The following is a 14,483-nucleotide window of genomic DNA, read 5'->3' on the forward strand; positions in this document are numbered from 1 at the left end:
CCCCCCTTACTCTTCTGTTATTCTATCGAATTCCGTTTTCACGTGAAAATCACCTTTGCCCATCAAGGTTTTAAATTCCTTAATTAATTGCTGGATTAAGCGGATGGCTGTTAGTCCCATCCCTACCGGAGTGGCAAGGTAGACAAGCCCCATCGGAATTTGGTTGGCGGGTGATTTTTGGCCAAAAGCCAGTAATTGTTGAGAGATATTGTACCCATAAATTACAACAGCTATAGCAAATGCTAAGAACAAAAGGTTGGCGATGATGCCAAAGATCAATTTGCCTCTCTCTTTGAAAAGCAGCAAAACAACGTCTATTTTGATGTGCCTTTGCTCTTTTACGGCAAAGCTAATGCCAATATAAATCAGCCAAATAAAACTGTATCTGGCGAGTTCTTCAGTCCAAGATAAAGAATTTTGCATTACATATCGCATAAAGACTTGTAAAAATATCAGAAAAACCATTAATGCGGATAAAATAACGAGAAATACTTTTTCGAAGTTTTCATCAATCCAGCGCACTATTTTCATTTCTCAACCACCTCGTCGATCTCAGGAATCTTGCCATTCAAGCTATTAAAAGAATAGACAAGGAGGAATGTCAGATCATTCACTCCCTGCCTGTTTTAAACTCATTAACTTTTCCCCTTAAAGGAGGAGCAGTTTATTTAGCTACGATTTCATCGATGGTGCTCAAGTATTCATCAACTATTTCTTTTCCGATTGCTTCTGAGTGCTTTTCAATGACCGGTTTAACAGTTTCAGCAAAGCGTTCTTGCTCTTCTGCCGTAACTTCCGTATACGTCATGTTTTCTTTCAATTTCGCTAAACTTTCTTCTGCCACTTCGCGGTTGCGGTCACGGTTGAATTTACCTGCTTCAACTGCAGCCTCTTGAAGGATTTTTTGTTGGTCAGCTGAGAACTCATCCCAAATTTGTTTACTGAACAAGAAGATGAATGGCGTGTAAACATGGGCTGTGTTTGAAACATGTTTTTGTACCTCTGCGTACTGGCTTAACTCAATTGTCGGATACGGATTTTCCTGGCCGTCAACTGTTCCTTGCTGCATCGCTGTGAACAACTCCGTAAATGCCATTGGTGTCGGGTTAGCTCCAAGCGCTTTCCAAGCATCCAAGTGGATTTCGTTTTCCATCGTACGGATTTTCAATCCTTTAAGATCGTCAACCTTTGCAACTGGCTGAACATCGTTTGTCAGGTTGCGGAAACCATTTTCCCACCAAGCTACGCCTACTAGGCTTTGCTCTTCAACCATCGCCAACATCTTGTCTCCGAATTCGCCATCAAGCAACTCATCCGCTACTTCTTCGTTCGGAATTGTGAATGGAAGATCGAATACGCCAAATTCAGGTACAAAGTTAACTAGCGGTGATGTTGAAGGAATCGTAATATCCAACGATCCAAGCTGCAGCATTTCAATAGCCGAACGGTCATCAGCGATCTGCCCTGAGTGGTAAACTTCAATTTCAAAGTCTTCTGTTTGTTCTTCCACTAATTCCTTAAATTTCATGGCACCTTCATATTCAGGATGCGAATCATTTACCCCGATGCTTATACGCAGTGTTTGTTTTTCGCCCGAGCCTTCAGAAGAACCACCGTCACCAGAACCTGAACCCGCCTCATTGCCACAAGCCCCCAAAAATAATGCAGAAACCATTACTAAACTGAAAAACTTCTTTTTCATTTAAAATCCCCCTCTTATGATTATTTTCCACGTTATTAGTTCGACCCGATCCGAGCTGGAAGCGAGCTCACCACCCCTCATTTGTTTTACATTATAAAACTAAGTTTTTACTAATAAATACTTTTTCCGCTAAAGATAGCGCTTACATGGTTGCGAAATTTTTTTAGTAATAAACAAATTTTACAAATCACTTTGTTTTACATTATAAAACCGCGTTTCTGTTTATTAGAACTAAATTGATTATAAGGTTTAAATTTCAGAATTGTCAATTGTTTTTAGAATTAATTATTCAGAATTAAATAAATACTTTTTTATTACCATTCCGCAATGGTGCCATCCTTATGGCGCCACACCGGATTTTTCCACTCGTGGCCGATTTCTGCTTGCACACGGACGAATTCTTCGTTTATGGAAATCCCCAGGCCAGGCTTTTGCAGCATCTCCACATAGCCTTCTTTGTATTCAAAAACAGTCGGATCATTCAAGTAATCCAGCAAGTCGCTGCCTTGGTTGTAGTGAATGCCTAAACTCTGTTCCTGGATAAACACATTATGGGAAGTCGCATCCACTTGCAGGCATGAAGCCAACGCAATCGGGCCTAACGGACAATGAGGCGCCACTGCGACGTCATAAGCTTCTGCCATGGCAAAGATTTTTTTACATTCCGTAATGCCTCCCGCGTGGGACAAGTCCGGCTGGATGATATCCACATATCCATCGTGCAGCAGCTTTTTAAAATCCCATTTTGAATACATTCTCTCACCTGTGGCGATTGGAATGTTGGTGATGCGCGCAATATCACGGAGGGCTTCGTTATTTTCAGGCAATACAGGTTCTTCGATAAACATCGGACGGAATTGCTCCAGCTCTTTGACCAAAATTTTGGCCATCGGCTTATGTACGCGGCCATGAAAATCAATGCCGATGCCAATATTTTTACCGACAGCTTCCCGGACTGCAGCAATCCTTGCAACTGCCTGGTCTACTTTCTCGTATGAATCGATATACTGAAGCTCTTCCGTTCCGTTCATTTTCACAGCGGTGAATCCTGCAGCTACTTTTTCCAATGCTGCTTTGCCAACATCACTCGGACGATCGCCGCCAATCCAGGAATACACACGGACAGAATCTCGGCATGCTCCACCCATCAGCTCAGAAATAGGGGCATTGTGATATTTCCCTTTGATATCCCACAACGCTTGGTCAATGCCTGAAATCGCACTCATCAAAATTGGGCCTCCCCGGTAAAAACCTGAGCGGTACATCATTTGCCACAGGTCTTCAATCCGCCTTGGATCTTGGCCGATCAAATAAGAACTTAGTTCTTCAACAGCAGCTTTAACAGTCGCAGCTCTTCCTTCGACAATCGGTTCGCCCCAGCCTGATATGCCTTCATCAGTCTCGATTTTCAAGAACAGCCATCTTGGCGGGACGATAAACGTTTCCAGCTTCGTAATTTTCATTAAAAAATCCCCCTTTTTTAATTCATCTTTTTAGCGTTTTGTATTTTCTCAACAAATTGCTTGGCAATGCTTGCCAGATCGTCGTAGCGTCCCTCTGCAATAGCTTTGCTGTCCACCAAAGAACCTCCCACACCTACAGCTACAGCACCATTTTTTATAAATGCTTCAACATTCTCCAGGTTGACGCCGCCAGTCGGCATCATGGGAATGTGGCTAAGCGGCCCCCGTAAATCTTTTATGTAATTTTCGTTGAACGCCCCTCCAGGAAAAATTTTCAGCAGATCCGCTCCTGCTGCGTAGGCATTCAGCACTTCAGTCGGCGTCATGACCCCTGGAATTGAAATTTTTCCGTACCGATTGGTCATTTGGATTGTTTCAACATCAAATGTCGGGCTAAAGATAAAATCTGCCCCCGCATCAATGGCAAGTTTTGCAGATACCGCATCCAAAACCGTCCCGGCCCCCACTAAAACCCGATCATCGTACTTTTTTTTCAAGTCATTGATCATTCCAAGAGCTCCTTGTGTATCAAGCGTGATTTCCAACGCTCCGGTACCGCCTTCAACAAGCGCTTCCGCTATATGATGGATTTGGCTCCTTTCAGGCCTGCGGATTACTGCCACAAGTCCAGATTCTTTTAACCGAATTAAATCTTCCCACTTTTTCACTTTTATAGCCTCCCTGGTTCAGCGATTTACATCTTGTTTGTTTTCAGCATTTGCCATGAAGTTTTCTAAATCCCGAAGGGTCGGCAAACCTTCGATATCCCCTTTCACTCTCACAACCATCGACCCGATTGCGTTAGCCTGCCGGACCGTTTCAGGCAGGGGCTTGCTGCGCAGCAGACCGCTGATGATGCCCGCAGCAAAGCCGTCTCCAGCACCTACAGGATCGACTATTTGATTGACTGGAAAACCGTCAACGAAGATTTTTTCATCTTTGGTATGCAAATAAGCGCCTTTGCTGCCTAGTTTTAGAATGATTATTTTGTTCTTATCCTTTAGCAGAGCCGTTGCTACAGCTTCAACATCCCTTTCTCCTGTCATTAATTGCCCTTCATCAAGGCCCGGCAGAATAACGTCTGCGCTGTCAGCTATTTCATTTAATACTTTCTTTGCCACCTCTTTTGGCCACAGCTTCAAACGGAGATTCGGATCAAAAACCACCAGTGTATTATTTTTTTTAGCAATTTCAATCGCCTTTTTAATCGTTTGATAACTCGTTTCGCTCAGCGCTGGAGTAATTCCGGTGATATGAAGAATTTTTGAATTGGCAATAGCTTGTTCATCCAAATCTTCAGGCATCATCAAGCTTGCAGCAGAATTTTTTCGGTAATAATAAACATTCATATTTTCTGGAGACAATTGTTCTTTGAAGAATATTCCCGTTGGTGCCTCACCAGTAAAAATGCATGAAGCTGTATCCACTCCTTCACCGCGTATACTTTTCAAGATAAATTGCCCAAATGGATCGTCGCCAAGTTTGCTGAACCAGCTGACAGTATGGCCCAGCCGCGTCAATCCAATTGCAACATTCGACTCTGCACCGCCAATCCTCATTGGAAACTGATGGATATATTCTAACGGCATCATCATCTCCGGTTGAAAAAGAACCATTGTTTCCCCGAAAGTAAATACTTCTGATTGACTCATCCTACACATCCTTATCATGTTAGAAAATGAAGTCTTTTCTAATTAGTTTTATATTATAGCACTCGGTTTTGTAATTATTCTACACTTTTAATTGTTGTAGTTCAACAATTATTTAAATTATCCAACAACTTTAGATGGGATTCTTACATGCTTTTTTTTTTGAATTTCTATTTAATTCACTGCAACTAAAAAGGGCTTTCCACGTTATGTGGAAAGCCCTTTCGATTTAATTCAATTTTAGATCCACAGCTTGAACAGCCCTTCATTGATCCCGAGATTGTACATATAATAAAGGCCGAACGCGGCGCTGAGGAGGCCGGCGAACTGGATGAGCGGTTTGTTGATGCTGCGCTTGTTCTTGCTCATGACAAACGGAATGCCGATTATGGTGTTGAAAAACAGCATTGAGACGATGGTGCCGAGCCCGAATACCAAAATATAGGCCGCTCCCTGCCAAACGCTGTCGACAGTGCCGAGCGTCAGCAAAATGATTGCTGCGCTGCCGGCAAGGCCATGGATAAAGCCCATGATTAATGGCTTTCGGTATGAAAATTTGCCGTCCGTGCCCGCCGTTTGTGCATCGTAGTGACCGTTTTTCCGGTGAGAAGCCATGGCCGTTACGCCGAAATAGACGAGCATGATGCCAACGAGAAATTCGAGGCTCATTGCCCATTTGTCAGAGATGCTGATTTTCAAGACGATCAGCAGCATGCCGACGACGAAAAGCGTGCTGGTGTGGCCGATGCCCCAGAACACGCCCACGAGCGACGACTTCCATAGTTTCTTGCTTTGGCTCGCAATCGTCGACACGCCGATGATGTGGTCCGGCTCGAGCGCATGCTTGATGCCGAGAAGGAATCCGATGGTTAAGATGGACAATAAGCTGATTTGCTCCAAAATAATGACCTCATATCTTCTTTAGACTTTTGCTAGTATGCCTGCTGCTTGCTGGACTTCCTGGAAGACGTCGCGCAAAGGCACGTTGTGGGCGGCAGCCGCGGTTTTCACTTCTTCGAACTCCGGTGACACTTTGATGATTTCGCCATCTAAGCTTCCCACTTTGACGGTGATGCTGCCGTAAGGGGTATCGACGGTTTTGAATTCACGGTCGAGGATGTGCCTCGTCCACTGGGCTTTGCGGACACCGAATGTGCTCGTTTCGCGCAGCAGGATGTCTTCCAGCAAAAAAGCGTTCTGTGGCTTCGCGAGAACGGTGATGAGCGTGCCCGGGCGGCTTTTCTTCATGGTAACCGGCGTGTAATAGACGTCAAGTGCGCCTTCAGTGAGCAGTTTCTCCATGACATAGCCGAGCGTTTCGCCCGTCGAGTCGTCGAGCTGGCATTCGAGCACAGTGATGGTTTCACGCGCAGCGGCTGTTTCTTCATTGAACAGCAACGCCCGGATGACGTTCGGGTGTTCGAAATTCTTCTTGCCCGCGCCGTAGCCGATGTTCTCGATGGCGAGTGCCGGCAAATGGCCATAGTCGTCCGCGAGGGCTTTCAGGAACGCCGCTCCAGTCGGTGTGGTCAGTTCGCCGCGCACGTGGAAATCCGCGAGCGGGACACCTTTCAGGATTTCTGCCGTGGCCGGTGCTGGAATCGGATACAGGCCGTGGGCAATCATAATTTTGCCGTGGCCGGTTGGCACAGGCGACGACACGATGCGGTCGACGCTGAGGCTTTCGAGCGCCAGACACACGCCGATGATGTCGATGATGGAATCCATTGCGCCGACTTCGTGGAAATGCACCTCTGCCGGGTCCATACCGTGGATTTTGCCTTCGGCTTGTGCGATGACTTCGAATACCGCCAGACTGCGCTGTTTGACGCGCGCCGGCAAATCACTGTCCGCAATCATACCGAGAATCGTCGACGCTTTGCGATGGGAATGCGAATGGTGGCCGTCGTCATGGGCATGTTCATGGCTATGTTCGTGATCATGGGAATGGCTGTGTGAATGTGAGTCGCTATGGGTTTCGCCGTGGGAATGCGTATGCCCATCGTCGTGCGTATGCGAGTGGCTATGCGCTTCACTGTGTGAATGGCTATGTTCATGCGGATTGTCATGGGAATGGCTGTGCGCCGCTTCTCCTGCGTCCTGAAACTGCAGATCCAAGAGTTTTGCCGAAATGCCGCGCTTGTCGACTTGTTTGACATTCAGTGTGAATGGATCGATCGGCATTTTTTTCAGGTGTTCGCTGATGTAATCGATGTCGGCGCCCAGATCGATCAGCGCAGACAGCGTCATATCGCCGGAAATGCCGGACTGGCAATCAAGATATAGAAGTTTCATGGTGGACCCCCTCAGACGCTAGTTTCATGATCATGGCGGCTTGGTAAGCTGCACCGAAGCCGTTATCAATATTGACGACGCTCAGGCCGGATGCGCAGGAGCTCATCATGGCGAGCAACGGCGTGATGCCTTCGAGATGTACGCCATACCCGACCGATGTCGGGACAGCGATGACCGGCCGCTGCACGAGCCCGCCGACAACGCTTGGCAATGCGCCCTCCATGCCAGCGACGACGATGAGGACGCTCGCTTTGGTGATGTCGTCGCGGTAAGCGAGCAGGCGGTCGATGCCTGCGACGCCGACGTCATACAAGCGCCTCACTTTGCATCCCATCCACTCGGCGGTGATTGCCGCTTCTTCCGCTACGAACAAATCGGACGTGCCGGCTGCCAGCACCATCACTTCGCCGCCGAAGTTCAGGACGGGCTTGCCGTAAAGCAGGATGCGCGATGTGCTGTCATACACCGCTTCCGGAAAGCGCTCCAACAGGATCTCCGCTTTTTCTTTGGCGACCCGCGTCACCATGACTTTACCGTGGCGTTCGATCAGCTTGCCCATAATCGGTTCAATGTGTTCAACCGCTTTCCCTTCGCCGTAAATGACTTCCGGAAAGCCTTGCCGCTGCTCCCGGTCGTAATCCACTTTGCTGAATCCCAAGTCTTCAAAGTTCTCCATATGCTCACCTGCTGTCTTAGTCTTGGCAATAAAAGCGCTTGGCTTTTAATCCAGAATACTGTTGTCTTGCAAAGAAACGAACCCGTCTGAAAAGACCGGGTCCGCCTGTTATGTGTTTATCAATTTACTTTATCGGCCATTTCTTCTTCGGTCAACACTTCATTCATGCTGCCGGTGCGGTAGCCGCGAAGGTCGATGGAGATGTACTGGAAGCCGAGCGTTGTCAGTTTCAACAGGATTTGGTCGCGGAATCCGGCTAATTTCGCTATATCAGCAGGCGCAACTTCGATGCGCGCCGTGTTGCCGTGATGGCGAACGCGCACCATATTAATGCCGAGTTTCGCAATGAATTTCTCCGCTTCGTCGACTTGGCGGATTTTCTCTTTGTCGAGGCGTTCGCCGTACGGAATGCGGGAAGACAGGCTGCACGATGCCGGCTTGTCCCAAACCGGGAGTCCGAGCTCTTTCGACAATTCACGCACTTCGCGCTTGTAAAGGTCCGCTTCCTGCAGCACGCTGCGTGCGCCGGCTTCTGTGCGGGCGCGCAGGCCTGGGCGGAAGTCGTCCAGGTCGTCCATGATCATGCCATCGAGGACATGGCCGTAGCCAAGTTCTTGCGCTAAATCATTCAAGTGGCCGTACAATAATTTCTTGCTGAAATACCAGCTTTCTGGCGTGTTTGCCGCAACGCCTTCGTCTTCAAGTTCCTTGATTTCGGTTTTCAGCACTTTCGCGCCCATGTCTTCTGCCAATTTGACAGCTCCTGCGAATTCTTCTTTGCGGAACAGTTCAGAACCGACGACAACGGCGAGGACGTTGTCCCCTCCAAGTACCTGCTGCGCGCGCTTTAGCACCAATGTGCTGTCGACGCCGCCTGAGAATGCTACGATAACGCGGTTCATGCTGGATAAGATGTCACCGAGTTTGTTGTTTTTTTCAGTAGTTAAGCTCATAGGGAATTGCTCCTTTGTGGTTTTATTTTTGTATCAATGCTTGTTCTTCTACATACGGAATCGTCAATGGGCCGAGCGGAAGCACTGCAATCGTCATGCTTTCACCGTATTTCTGTTTCAATTCTTCGATTGTCGCTTCAATATTATGAGTCGGCTTCAGCATGGCGCTTTCCACTTGTTCGTCGGTCAGTTTCGAGTAGACGAAGACGTCCGCCCACACCTGGATGACGGCCTGCTTTTGCACCTGCCACTGGTCAAACACTTTGAATTCCGGATTGTTAATCATATCGAGCAGCTCTTGCGGCGATTTTGCCATGCCGAAGATTCCTTTATAATTGCCATGGTCCGGCAGCCCATCCGAACATTCGGACGCGATGATGATCGAACCGCCTTCTTTAACGATTTTATGCGCCGCGCTCATCCCTTTGACCGCCTGGTAGAGATTCTGGTCGAGCGGGTAGCCTGAATTCGAAGTAATGACCACGTCAAAGCGCTCATCGCAGCGGAGCATGGCATGCTCTTTAGCAAATGCACAGCCCTGGTCGTGCGCTTCATAAAGCTCGCCGGCAAAGATTGCCGTGATGTCCTTGTCCCGGTTGAGTGTCACGTTGAGCATGAAATCCGGCTTGCACATGCCGTTGATCTCGCGTGTCATGTCCTGTACCGGGTTGTCGACCATATTGCCCCAAGTCGCGAGTGGGTCGCCGATCATTCGAGCGTTATGGAACGTCATGATGGTTTCGATCCCGGCGATGCCCGGCATCATGCCTTTCGGCCCGCCGGAAAAGCCGGCGAAGAAATGGGGTTCGATAAAACCGGTGACAATTTTGAAATCTGATTCGACATAATCCTTGTTGAGGTAAACATCGCAGCCGAAGCGGCTGTGGCCGACGTTGACAAGCGTTTCTTTGTCGTGGCAATGATTGTTGACGATGCGGATATTGTCGACCACCCATTCGCCGAGCATACCGACGAATTCTTCGCGCGTCTGGTCGCGGTGCGTGCCCGTGCCGTTGATGACGACGAAATTCTCAAGCGGTACGTGATTTAATTCCTCGATCAATGCCGGCACCAGGATGTGGTTCGGCGTCGGGCGCGTGATGTCTGAAATAACAATTGACACGGTATCGGTCGCCTTCACCGAATCGCGCAGCGGCGCGGAATTGATGGGATTGCGCAATGCCTGGCGAATCGCTTCTTTATGGTCTTCCAGCTCTGGCAGGTTTTTCGGTTCGATGATGAATGCATGGTCGGGCAGATCCAGGACCAGCCCGTCTTGTCCGTAAAGCAGCTCTGTTTTCATGGGAAACCCTCACTTTTCGTCAGATTTGTTGCAGGTGCAGATAACACGTTATCCCCCTATCGGAAAATAGGGGGATAATTCTATGCTTAAAGTTCTGTGGCTTCTTTAGTTTTGGTTTTCTTGCGGTCAGTATCAACTTCGTCAAGCGTACCGTCGATGCCCCGTTTGCGCTGGTATCTGTCCATCAGGATAACCCCGAGCGGGCACAGCAATGCAGTGGTGATTGTTGAAATAGAGATTTGAGCAGTCGCAATCGGTACGATGCTTTCAAGCTGAGCGTATTCCGCCACTGACATAGCCCCTGAACTTACAGCTACTGCAGCAGCTGCCAATATTGCCGCAGGAGTGGCCGCAGCGTTTCCTGCCGTCGACGATTCCGCGATTGGTGCGATAAAGCTTTTCTCTTTGAAAATCTTGAATGCCAGGATGCCAAGTGCTGCGGTGACGAAAAACGTTAAGAACGCAAGTGCGAGTCCGCCGGCAAGTACTTCTGGATTAAAGAAGTTGGCTAGGTTCATGCCCGCTCCCAGAGCGAATGCGAAGAACGGAATCGGCAGGATTTCACCCGGTTTCAGGAACTCGCGGATTTTCGGATCCAGATTCCCTAAAATCATGCCGATTGCAAGCGGCAAAAGGACCGCGATAAAGGAGATGACCGGGAACGCAGTCCCCATCAGGCCAAGTGCCACCAAGGTGAAGAACGGGCCATCATTAAGCGACAGGATTGACAAACCACCGACGTCCGAACGGTTGCCGTATTGGCCAGTCAATGCCGCATAGAGTCCGCCGTTGCTATTTGTCATACCGGCAATGATGGCAAGTGTCGAGAGGCCGAGAAGGCCGTGCCATGGATCAAAGAAGAATCCGAATGCCACCCCGACGACAACGCCGCCAAGGTATTTAGAGCCCGTTAAAATTGCTCCTTTTTTCAGTGCTTTGGCACCAACTTTCATGTTCATCTGGCTGCCGATAGAGAAAAGGAACAAAGCGATCAGCACCAGCGCGCCGTCTTTGAATAATTCCTGGGAGAATCCGCCGATGCGCAGAAACTCGTAAAAGCCTTCATCCGTTGGTGCGGCACCAAGCCACTTCAAGATATTTTGAACAAAAGGCAAATGAAGCTGGTCAATCGTGTTCAGTGTAGCGCCAAGCAATAACGGCACAATCATCAAGCCGCCTGGTACTTTCTCCATCGTATCTTTTATTCTCATACTAATAGCCTCCCTTTTTGTGTAACACTTTGGTGAAAATAAGCCCGCACGACTTGCTCTGTGGCGGTTTCAATCAATTCTGCGGCCCCTTCGATCGCCTGTTTCAGCGACATCGGGCCATTGACAATGCTGTGGATGCTAACGACACCGAAATCGTGCAGCGCTTCTGCACCTTTTCCGACCGAACCAGCGAGGATAATCGTTGGCACCCCTTGGTCTTTTGCACGTTCCGCAACCCCCATCGGCGTTTTGCCGAAGGTCGTCTGGCTGTCCACTTGCCCTTCGCCCGTAATGACGAGGTCCGTATTTTTCAATTGTTCGTTCAAGCCGATGTAATCCAATACGACGTCAACCCCGCGCTTCATCTTGCTCGGGAAGAAGGCCTGGAACGCGCCGCCGATACCGCCCGCCGCGCCTGCTCCCGCCTGTCCGTGAAGCGACGTGCCGGTCGTTTTATAAATTTGGTCCGCCCAATGGGCCATGTGGCAGTCGAGCATTTCCACTTCTTCTGGAGATGCGCCTTTTTGTGGCCCAAAAACATGTGAAGCGCCTTCGGGTCCGATCAGCGGATTCTGAACATCTGAAGCGATGATGAATTGGCTTTGAGAGATGCGTTTATCAAAAGTCGCAACATCAATAGCCGCTACCTCATTCAACGAACCGCCTCCGAAGCCAATATTATGGCCTTCGCCGTCAAGCAGACGCATGCCAAGCGCCTGCAGCATCCCGGCACCGCCGTCATTGGTCGCCGATCCTCCGAGTCCGATGATGAACGACCTGAAGCCGTCATCAAGTGCGCTGCGAATCAATTCGCCAGTGCCGTAAGTTGTCGCTGTCAATGGCGCCAATTGCCCTTCCGGCACGAGGTGCAGGCCCGACGCCGACGCCATTTCGACAACGCAGGTCTTGCCATCGCCCAATATGCCATAAGCCGCCTCGACTTGATCTTGCAGCGGTCCGGTTACCGTGACTTTCTGTATCCGGCCGCCGGTTGCCGCGACTAGTGTTTCCATGGTCCCTTCACCGCCGTCTCCTATCGGCAGCAGCACGGTTACGGCTCCCGCAAAGGCTTTTTTGATGCCTTTATCGATTGCCTGTGCCGCTTCGACCGCTGTCAAACTTCCTTTGAATGAGTCTGGAGCAATTATGATCCTCATCAAATCCCCCTTCCGAAAGCGCTTTCACTAACTTAGTCTAAATTATATGAATATTGACTCCATTCGTCTATGGCTATAAGCTATAAAAATAAAACGTTTTCATTCGAATAAATTGTACAGATCAACCAAAGAGGTGGATAAATTATGCAAATGCTCAACCAAAAAATGGCAAACGACATTGTCAGAGAGACTTCCGTGCGCTTGCACCGCAACGTTAATATCATGAATACGGAAGGCCGCATCATCGCTGCGCTGGACAAATCCCGCATCGGCGCGGTCCATGAAGGCGCTCGCCAAGTGCTTGCTACGGGACAGTCGCTGGCGATTGCCGAAGGCCAGGAATGGGAAGGCGCGCAGCCCGGCGTTAACTTGCCCATCGTCTTTATGGGAGAACTGATCGGCGTCATCGGAATTACGGGAGCCCCTGAGGAACTCGAAGACATCGGCGAACTGGTGAAGATGACGACCGAATTGATGATCCGCCAAGCTTTCCTCGACTCCCAAATGGAATGGCAGCAGCGCACAAAAGAAATGATCATCGACCAATTGCTGAAGAAAGATCCGTCGATTGCAACTGTCGAAGAAAACCTGGCGTTATTGGGGCTGCGCCTCGACCCGCCGTTCACTTCCATCATCGTCCAGTTTACAGAACGCGCGACAGCCAATCGCATCCTCATCCAGCAAGTGGAAAAAGCCATCGGCAAAGGCATCGCCAGCTTTATCAACGTCAATCGCCTCGTGATCATTCTCAGCGGTTTCGAGGAAGAAGATGTCGACGGCCAAGTCCAAACGCTGCACGCGCTGCTGAAAAAACTCGATATCCAGTTCCGGATGTCGTACAGCCTGCCCTATAACCATCTGCGCAAATTCAGCCAGTCATACGAAGACTGCGAGATTACGCTGGAAATCAGCGGCTCGGGCAAAGAACTGACGTCGTTCGCTTACATCGAACTGAAATCGCTGTTCTACCAAGTGGATGAAACCGTCGCTGAACGTTTTGCTCACCGCGTCCTGAAAAACTTGGACAAGACCAAAGCCGAAACGCTGGAATCGTTCTTCGCCAATAACCTCAACATCCAAAAGACGGCGGATGATTTGTTTCTGCACCGCAATACGCTCATTTACCGCCTGAAAAAAATTGTTGACGACACCGGCTACGACCCAAAGAATTTCAAAGACGCACTGATTTTGCAGGCAGCGCTGTGGATTTTCCAGAAATGGGAACGCAAATCCATGTCCTAAAACGCACAAAAAAGGCTTTCCGTTTTTGGAAAGCCTTTTTTGTCTTTACTTTTGCAGGCGCGCCACGAAATTCGTGAGGCGCTCAAGCGTATTGATGTTGCGGTTGCATACTGCGTTGTCCGTGCAAATGTAATTTCCCCGTTTGACGAATTGGTCCTGTCCGGAACTTTTCGTGCGGGCGGTGAACAAGCCGACTTCGCTGTGGCGGTTGCAGACGGCGCAGACGCCTTTTTTCTGGCTGCTCGACAGCGTCCCGGAGACGCCTTCAAGCCTACCGTCTTTCTGGGTCACGAGGTACATCAAATTCGAACTTTCGGTCCACGCTAAATATGACATCTTGCTGAAGTCGACGGTATCGGGCTTTGGCCCTTTGAACTTTTTCGCTTTCGGGAACAGCTTGGCAAGCGCTTCGCTGGTGACTGCAGGGAACGGAATGATGTACTGCTCGAGCCCTTTGAGGAACACTTCGGCGTCCGCCGCTTCTTTTACTGCGGACAGCGGATTCAACACTTTTTTCTGTTCTTCGGTCAGCGCAGGGAACGTTCTGAAAACTTTCTCGTGCGCCAGATGCCGCAGCACGCTGAGCACTTCGGCGTCGTTGCCTGTTGCCTGTCCTGTGACAAGGATCGCGGCCTGGTCTTTGATGAAATTGAATTGATCGTTTCGGATGAACGCTTCAAGACGGTCCGATGCGCCGCCGGTTTTATTGGTCGTTTCTCTGACATGTATCATTATAAGCCACTCCTTATCACTTTGAATGGTGTCTATAAAGGAAGCCAAGGATCAGAACGGAAGCTCTTCCTTTTCATTCATCATACTTGAATTGACTGTC

General features: G+C 49.2%; 14 protein-coding genes. 1 reads left to right on the plus strand and 13 read right to left on the minus strand.

The features are described from left to right. Nucleotides 1-6: 6 nt before the first annotated feature. The 12 genes from AC4EHB_RS09805 to AC4EHB_RS09860 all read right to left on the minus strand — a co-directional run bounded on the left by AC4EHB_RS09805 (nucleotide 7) and on the right by AC4EHB_RS09860 (nucleotide 12,409). Complete coding sequence (locus AC4EHB_RS09805) at nucleotides 7-531, minus strand: TRAP transporter small permease (protein WP_490975365.1); 525 nt, start codon at nucleotides 529-531, stop codon at nucleotides 7-9. 133 nt (nucleotides 532-664) lie between these two features. Continuing rightward, nucleotides 665-1,702 (minus strand): TRAP transporter substrate-binding protein, encoded by a 1,038-nt coding sequence (locus AC4EHB_RS09810; protein WP_490975366.1) that lies wholly within the window; start codon nucleotides 1,700-1,702, stop codon nucleotides 665-667. Between the two features lie 314 nt (nucleotides 1,703-2,016). Continuing rightward, on the minus strand, nucleotides 2,017-3,165 hold the full coding sequence (gene dgoD / locus AC4EHB_RS09815) for a galactonate dehydratase (protein WP_490981338.1): 1,149 nt from the start codon (nucleotides 3,163-3,165) through the stop codon (nucleotides 2,017-2,019). Between the two features lie 17 nt (nucleotides 3,166-3,182). Further along, the gene (locus AC4EHB_RS09820; RefSeq protein WP_490981339.1) at nucleotides 3,183-3,833 is read right to left on the minus strand and encodes a bifunctional 4-hydroxy-2-oxoglutarate aldolase/2-dehydro-3-deoxy-phosphogluconate aldolase; all 651 of its coding nucleotides are present in this window, start codon (nucleotides 3,831-3,833) and stop codon (nucleotides 3,183-3,185) included. 18 nt (nucleotides 3,834-3,851) lie between these two features. Continuing rightward, on the minus strand, nucleotides 3,852-4,817 hold the full coding sequence (locus tag AC4EHB_RS09825) for a sugar kinase (RefSeq protein ID WP_490975369.1): 966 nt from the start codon (nucleotides 4,815-4,817) through the stop codon (nucleotides 3,852-3,854). 237 nt (nucleotides 4,818-5,054) lie between these two features. Continuing rightward, entirely contained in the window at nucleotides 5,055-5,714 is a 660-nt protein-coding gene (locus tag AC4EHB_RS09830; protein WP_490981340.1) for a HoxN/HupN/NixA family nickel/cobalt transporter, read from the minus strand. 21 nt (nucleotides 5,715-5,735) lie between these two features. After that, nucleotides 5,736-7,109 carry a nickel pincer cofactor biosynthesis protein LarC gene (gene larC, locus AC4EHB_RS09835; RefSeq protein WP_490981341.1) on the minus strand — a complete coding sequence of 458 codons (1,374 nt, stop codon included), beginning with the start codon at nucleotides 7,107-7,109 and terminating at the stop codon, nucleotides 5,736-5,738. Next, nucleotides 7,090-7,785: a nickel pincer cofactor biosynthesis protein LarB gene (larB, locus tag AC4EHB_RS09840; RefSeq protein WP_490981342.1), complete on the minus strand. Its 696-nt coding sequence runs from the start codon at nucleotides 7,783-7,785 to the stop codon at nucleotides 7,090-7,092. The genes larC and larB overlap by 20 nt, the downstream gene beginning before the upstream one ends. A gap of 119 nt (nucleotides 7,786-7,904) precedes the next feature. After that, the gene (gene larE, locus AC4EHB_RS09845; protein WP_490975373.1) at nucleotides 7,905-8,738 is read right to left on the minus strand and encodes an ATP-dependent sacrificial sulfur transferase LarE; all 834 of its coding nucleotides are present in this window, start codon (nucleotides 8,736-8,738) and stop codon (nucleotides 7,905-7,907) included. Nucleotides 8,739-8,760: 22 nt separating this feature from the next. Next, the gene (larA, locus tag AC4EHB_RS09850; protein ID WP_490975374.1) at nucleotides 8,761-10,041 is read right to left on the minus strand and encodes a nickel-dependent lactate racemase; all 1,281 of its coding nucleotides are present in this window, start codon (nucleotides 10,039-10,041) and stop codon (nucleotides 8,761-8,763) included. An 86-nt stretch (nucleotides 10,042-10,127) separates the two neighbouring features. After that, nucleotides 10,128-11,252, minus strand: coding sequence for a 2-keto-3-deoxygluconate permease (locus AC4EHB_RS09855; protein WP_490975375.1), 1,125 nt, complete (start codon nucleotides 11,250-11,252; stop codon nucleotides 10,128-10,130). Further along, nucleotides 11,249-12,409, minus strand: coding sequence for a glycerate kinase (locus AC4EHB_RS09860; protein ID WP_490975376.1), 1,161 nt, complete (start codon nucleotides 12,407-12,409; stop codon nucleotides 11,249-11,251). The genes AC4EHB_RS09855 and AC4EHB_RS09860 overlap by 4 nt, the downstream gene beginning before the upstream one ends. Before the next feature lie 144 nt (nucleotides 12,410-12,553). Between AC4EHB_RS09860 and AC4EHB_RS09865 the strand changes: the two genes are divergently transcribed. After that, a complete protein-coding gene (locus AC4EHB_RS09865) occupies nucleotides 12,554-13,651 on the plus strand; it encodes a CdaR family transcriptional regulator (RefSeq protein ID WP_490975377.1) in 1,098 nt (365 codons plus the stop codon). Between the two features lie 45 nt (nucleotides 13,652-13,696). On the opposite strand, the gene AC4EHB_RS09870 is transcribed toward AC4EHB_RS09865, so the two are convergent. Further along, nucleotides 13,697-14,383: a FusB/FusC family EF-G-binding protein gene (locus AC4EHB_RS09870; protein WP_490981343.1), complete on the minus strand. Its 687-nt coding sequence runs from the start codon at nucleotides 14,381-14,383 to the stop codon at nucleotides 13,697-13,699. Nucleotides 14,384-14,483 lie beyond the last annotated feature (100 nt).

The sequence above is a fragment of the Planococcus sp. TJ-302 genome (assembly GCF_058268455.1).

Bases quoted from the DNA above. Each gene is read 5' to 3' on its own strand.
- AC4EHB_RS09805 (WP_490975365.1), bottom strand. From the start codon at position 531: ATGAAAATAGTGCGCTGGATTGATGAAAACTTCGAAAAAGTATTTCTC.
- AC4EHB_RS09810 (WP_490975366.1), bottom strand. From the start codon at position 1,702: ATGAAAAAGAAGTTTTTCAGTTTAGTAATGGTTTCTGCATTATTTTTG.
- dgoD (WP_490981338.1), bottom strand. From the start codon at position 3,165: ATGAAAATTACGAAGCTGGAAACGTTTATCGTCCCGCCAAGATGGCTG.
- AC4EHB_RS09825 (WP_490975369.1), bottom strand. From the start codon at position 4,817: ATGAGTCAATCAGAAGTATTTACTTTCGGGGAAACAATGGTTCTTTTT.
- larC (WP_490981341.1), bottom strand. From the start codon at position 7,109: ATGAAACTTCTATATCTTGATTGCCAGTCCGGCATTTCCGGCGATATG.
- larB (WP_490981342.1), bottom strand. From the start codon at position 7,785: ATGGAGAACTTTGAAGACTTGGGATTCAGCAAAGTGGATTACGACCGG.
- larE (WP_490975373.1), bottom strand. From the start codon at position 8,738: ATGAGCTTAACTACTGAAAAAAACAACAAACTCGGTGACATCTTATCC.
- larA (WP_490975374.1), bottom strand. From the start codon at position 10,041: ATGAAAACAGAGCTGCTTTACGGACAAGACGGGCTGGTCCTGGATCTG.
- AC4EHB_RS09855 (WP_490975375.1), bottom strand. From the start codon at position 11,252: ATGAGAATAAAAGATACGATGGAGAAAGTACCAGGCGGCTTGATGATT.
- AC4EHB_RS09860 (WP_490975376.1), bottom strand. From the start codon at position 12,409: ATGAGGATCATAATTGCTCCAGACTCATTCAAAGGAAGTTTGACAGCG.
- AC4EHB_RS09865 (WP_490975377.1), top strand. From the start codon at position 12,554: ATGCAAATGCTCAACCAAAAAATGGCAAACGACATTGTCAGAGAGACT.
- AC4EHB_RS09870 (WP_490981343.1), bottom strand. From the start codon at position 14,383: ATGATACATGTCAGAGAAACGACCAATAAAACCGGCGGCGCATCGGAC.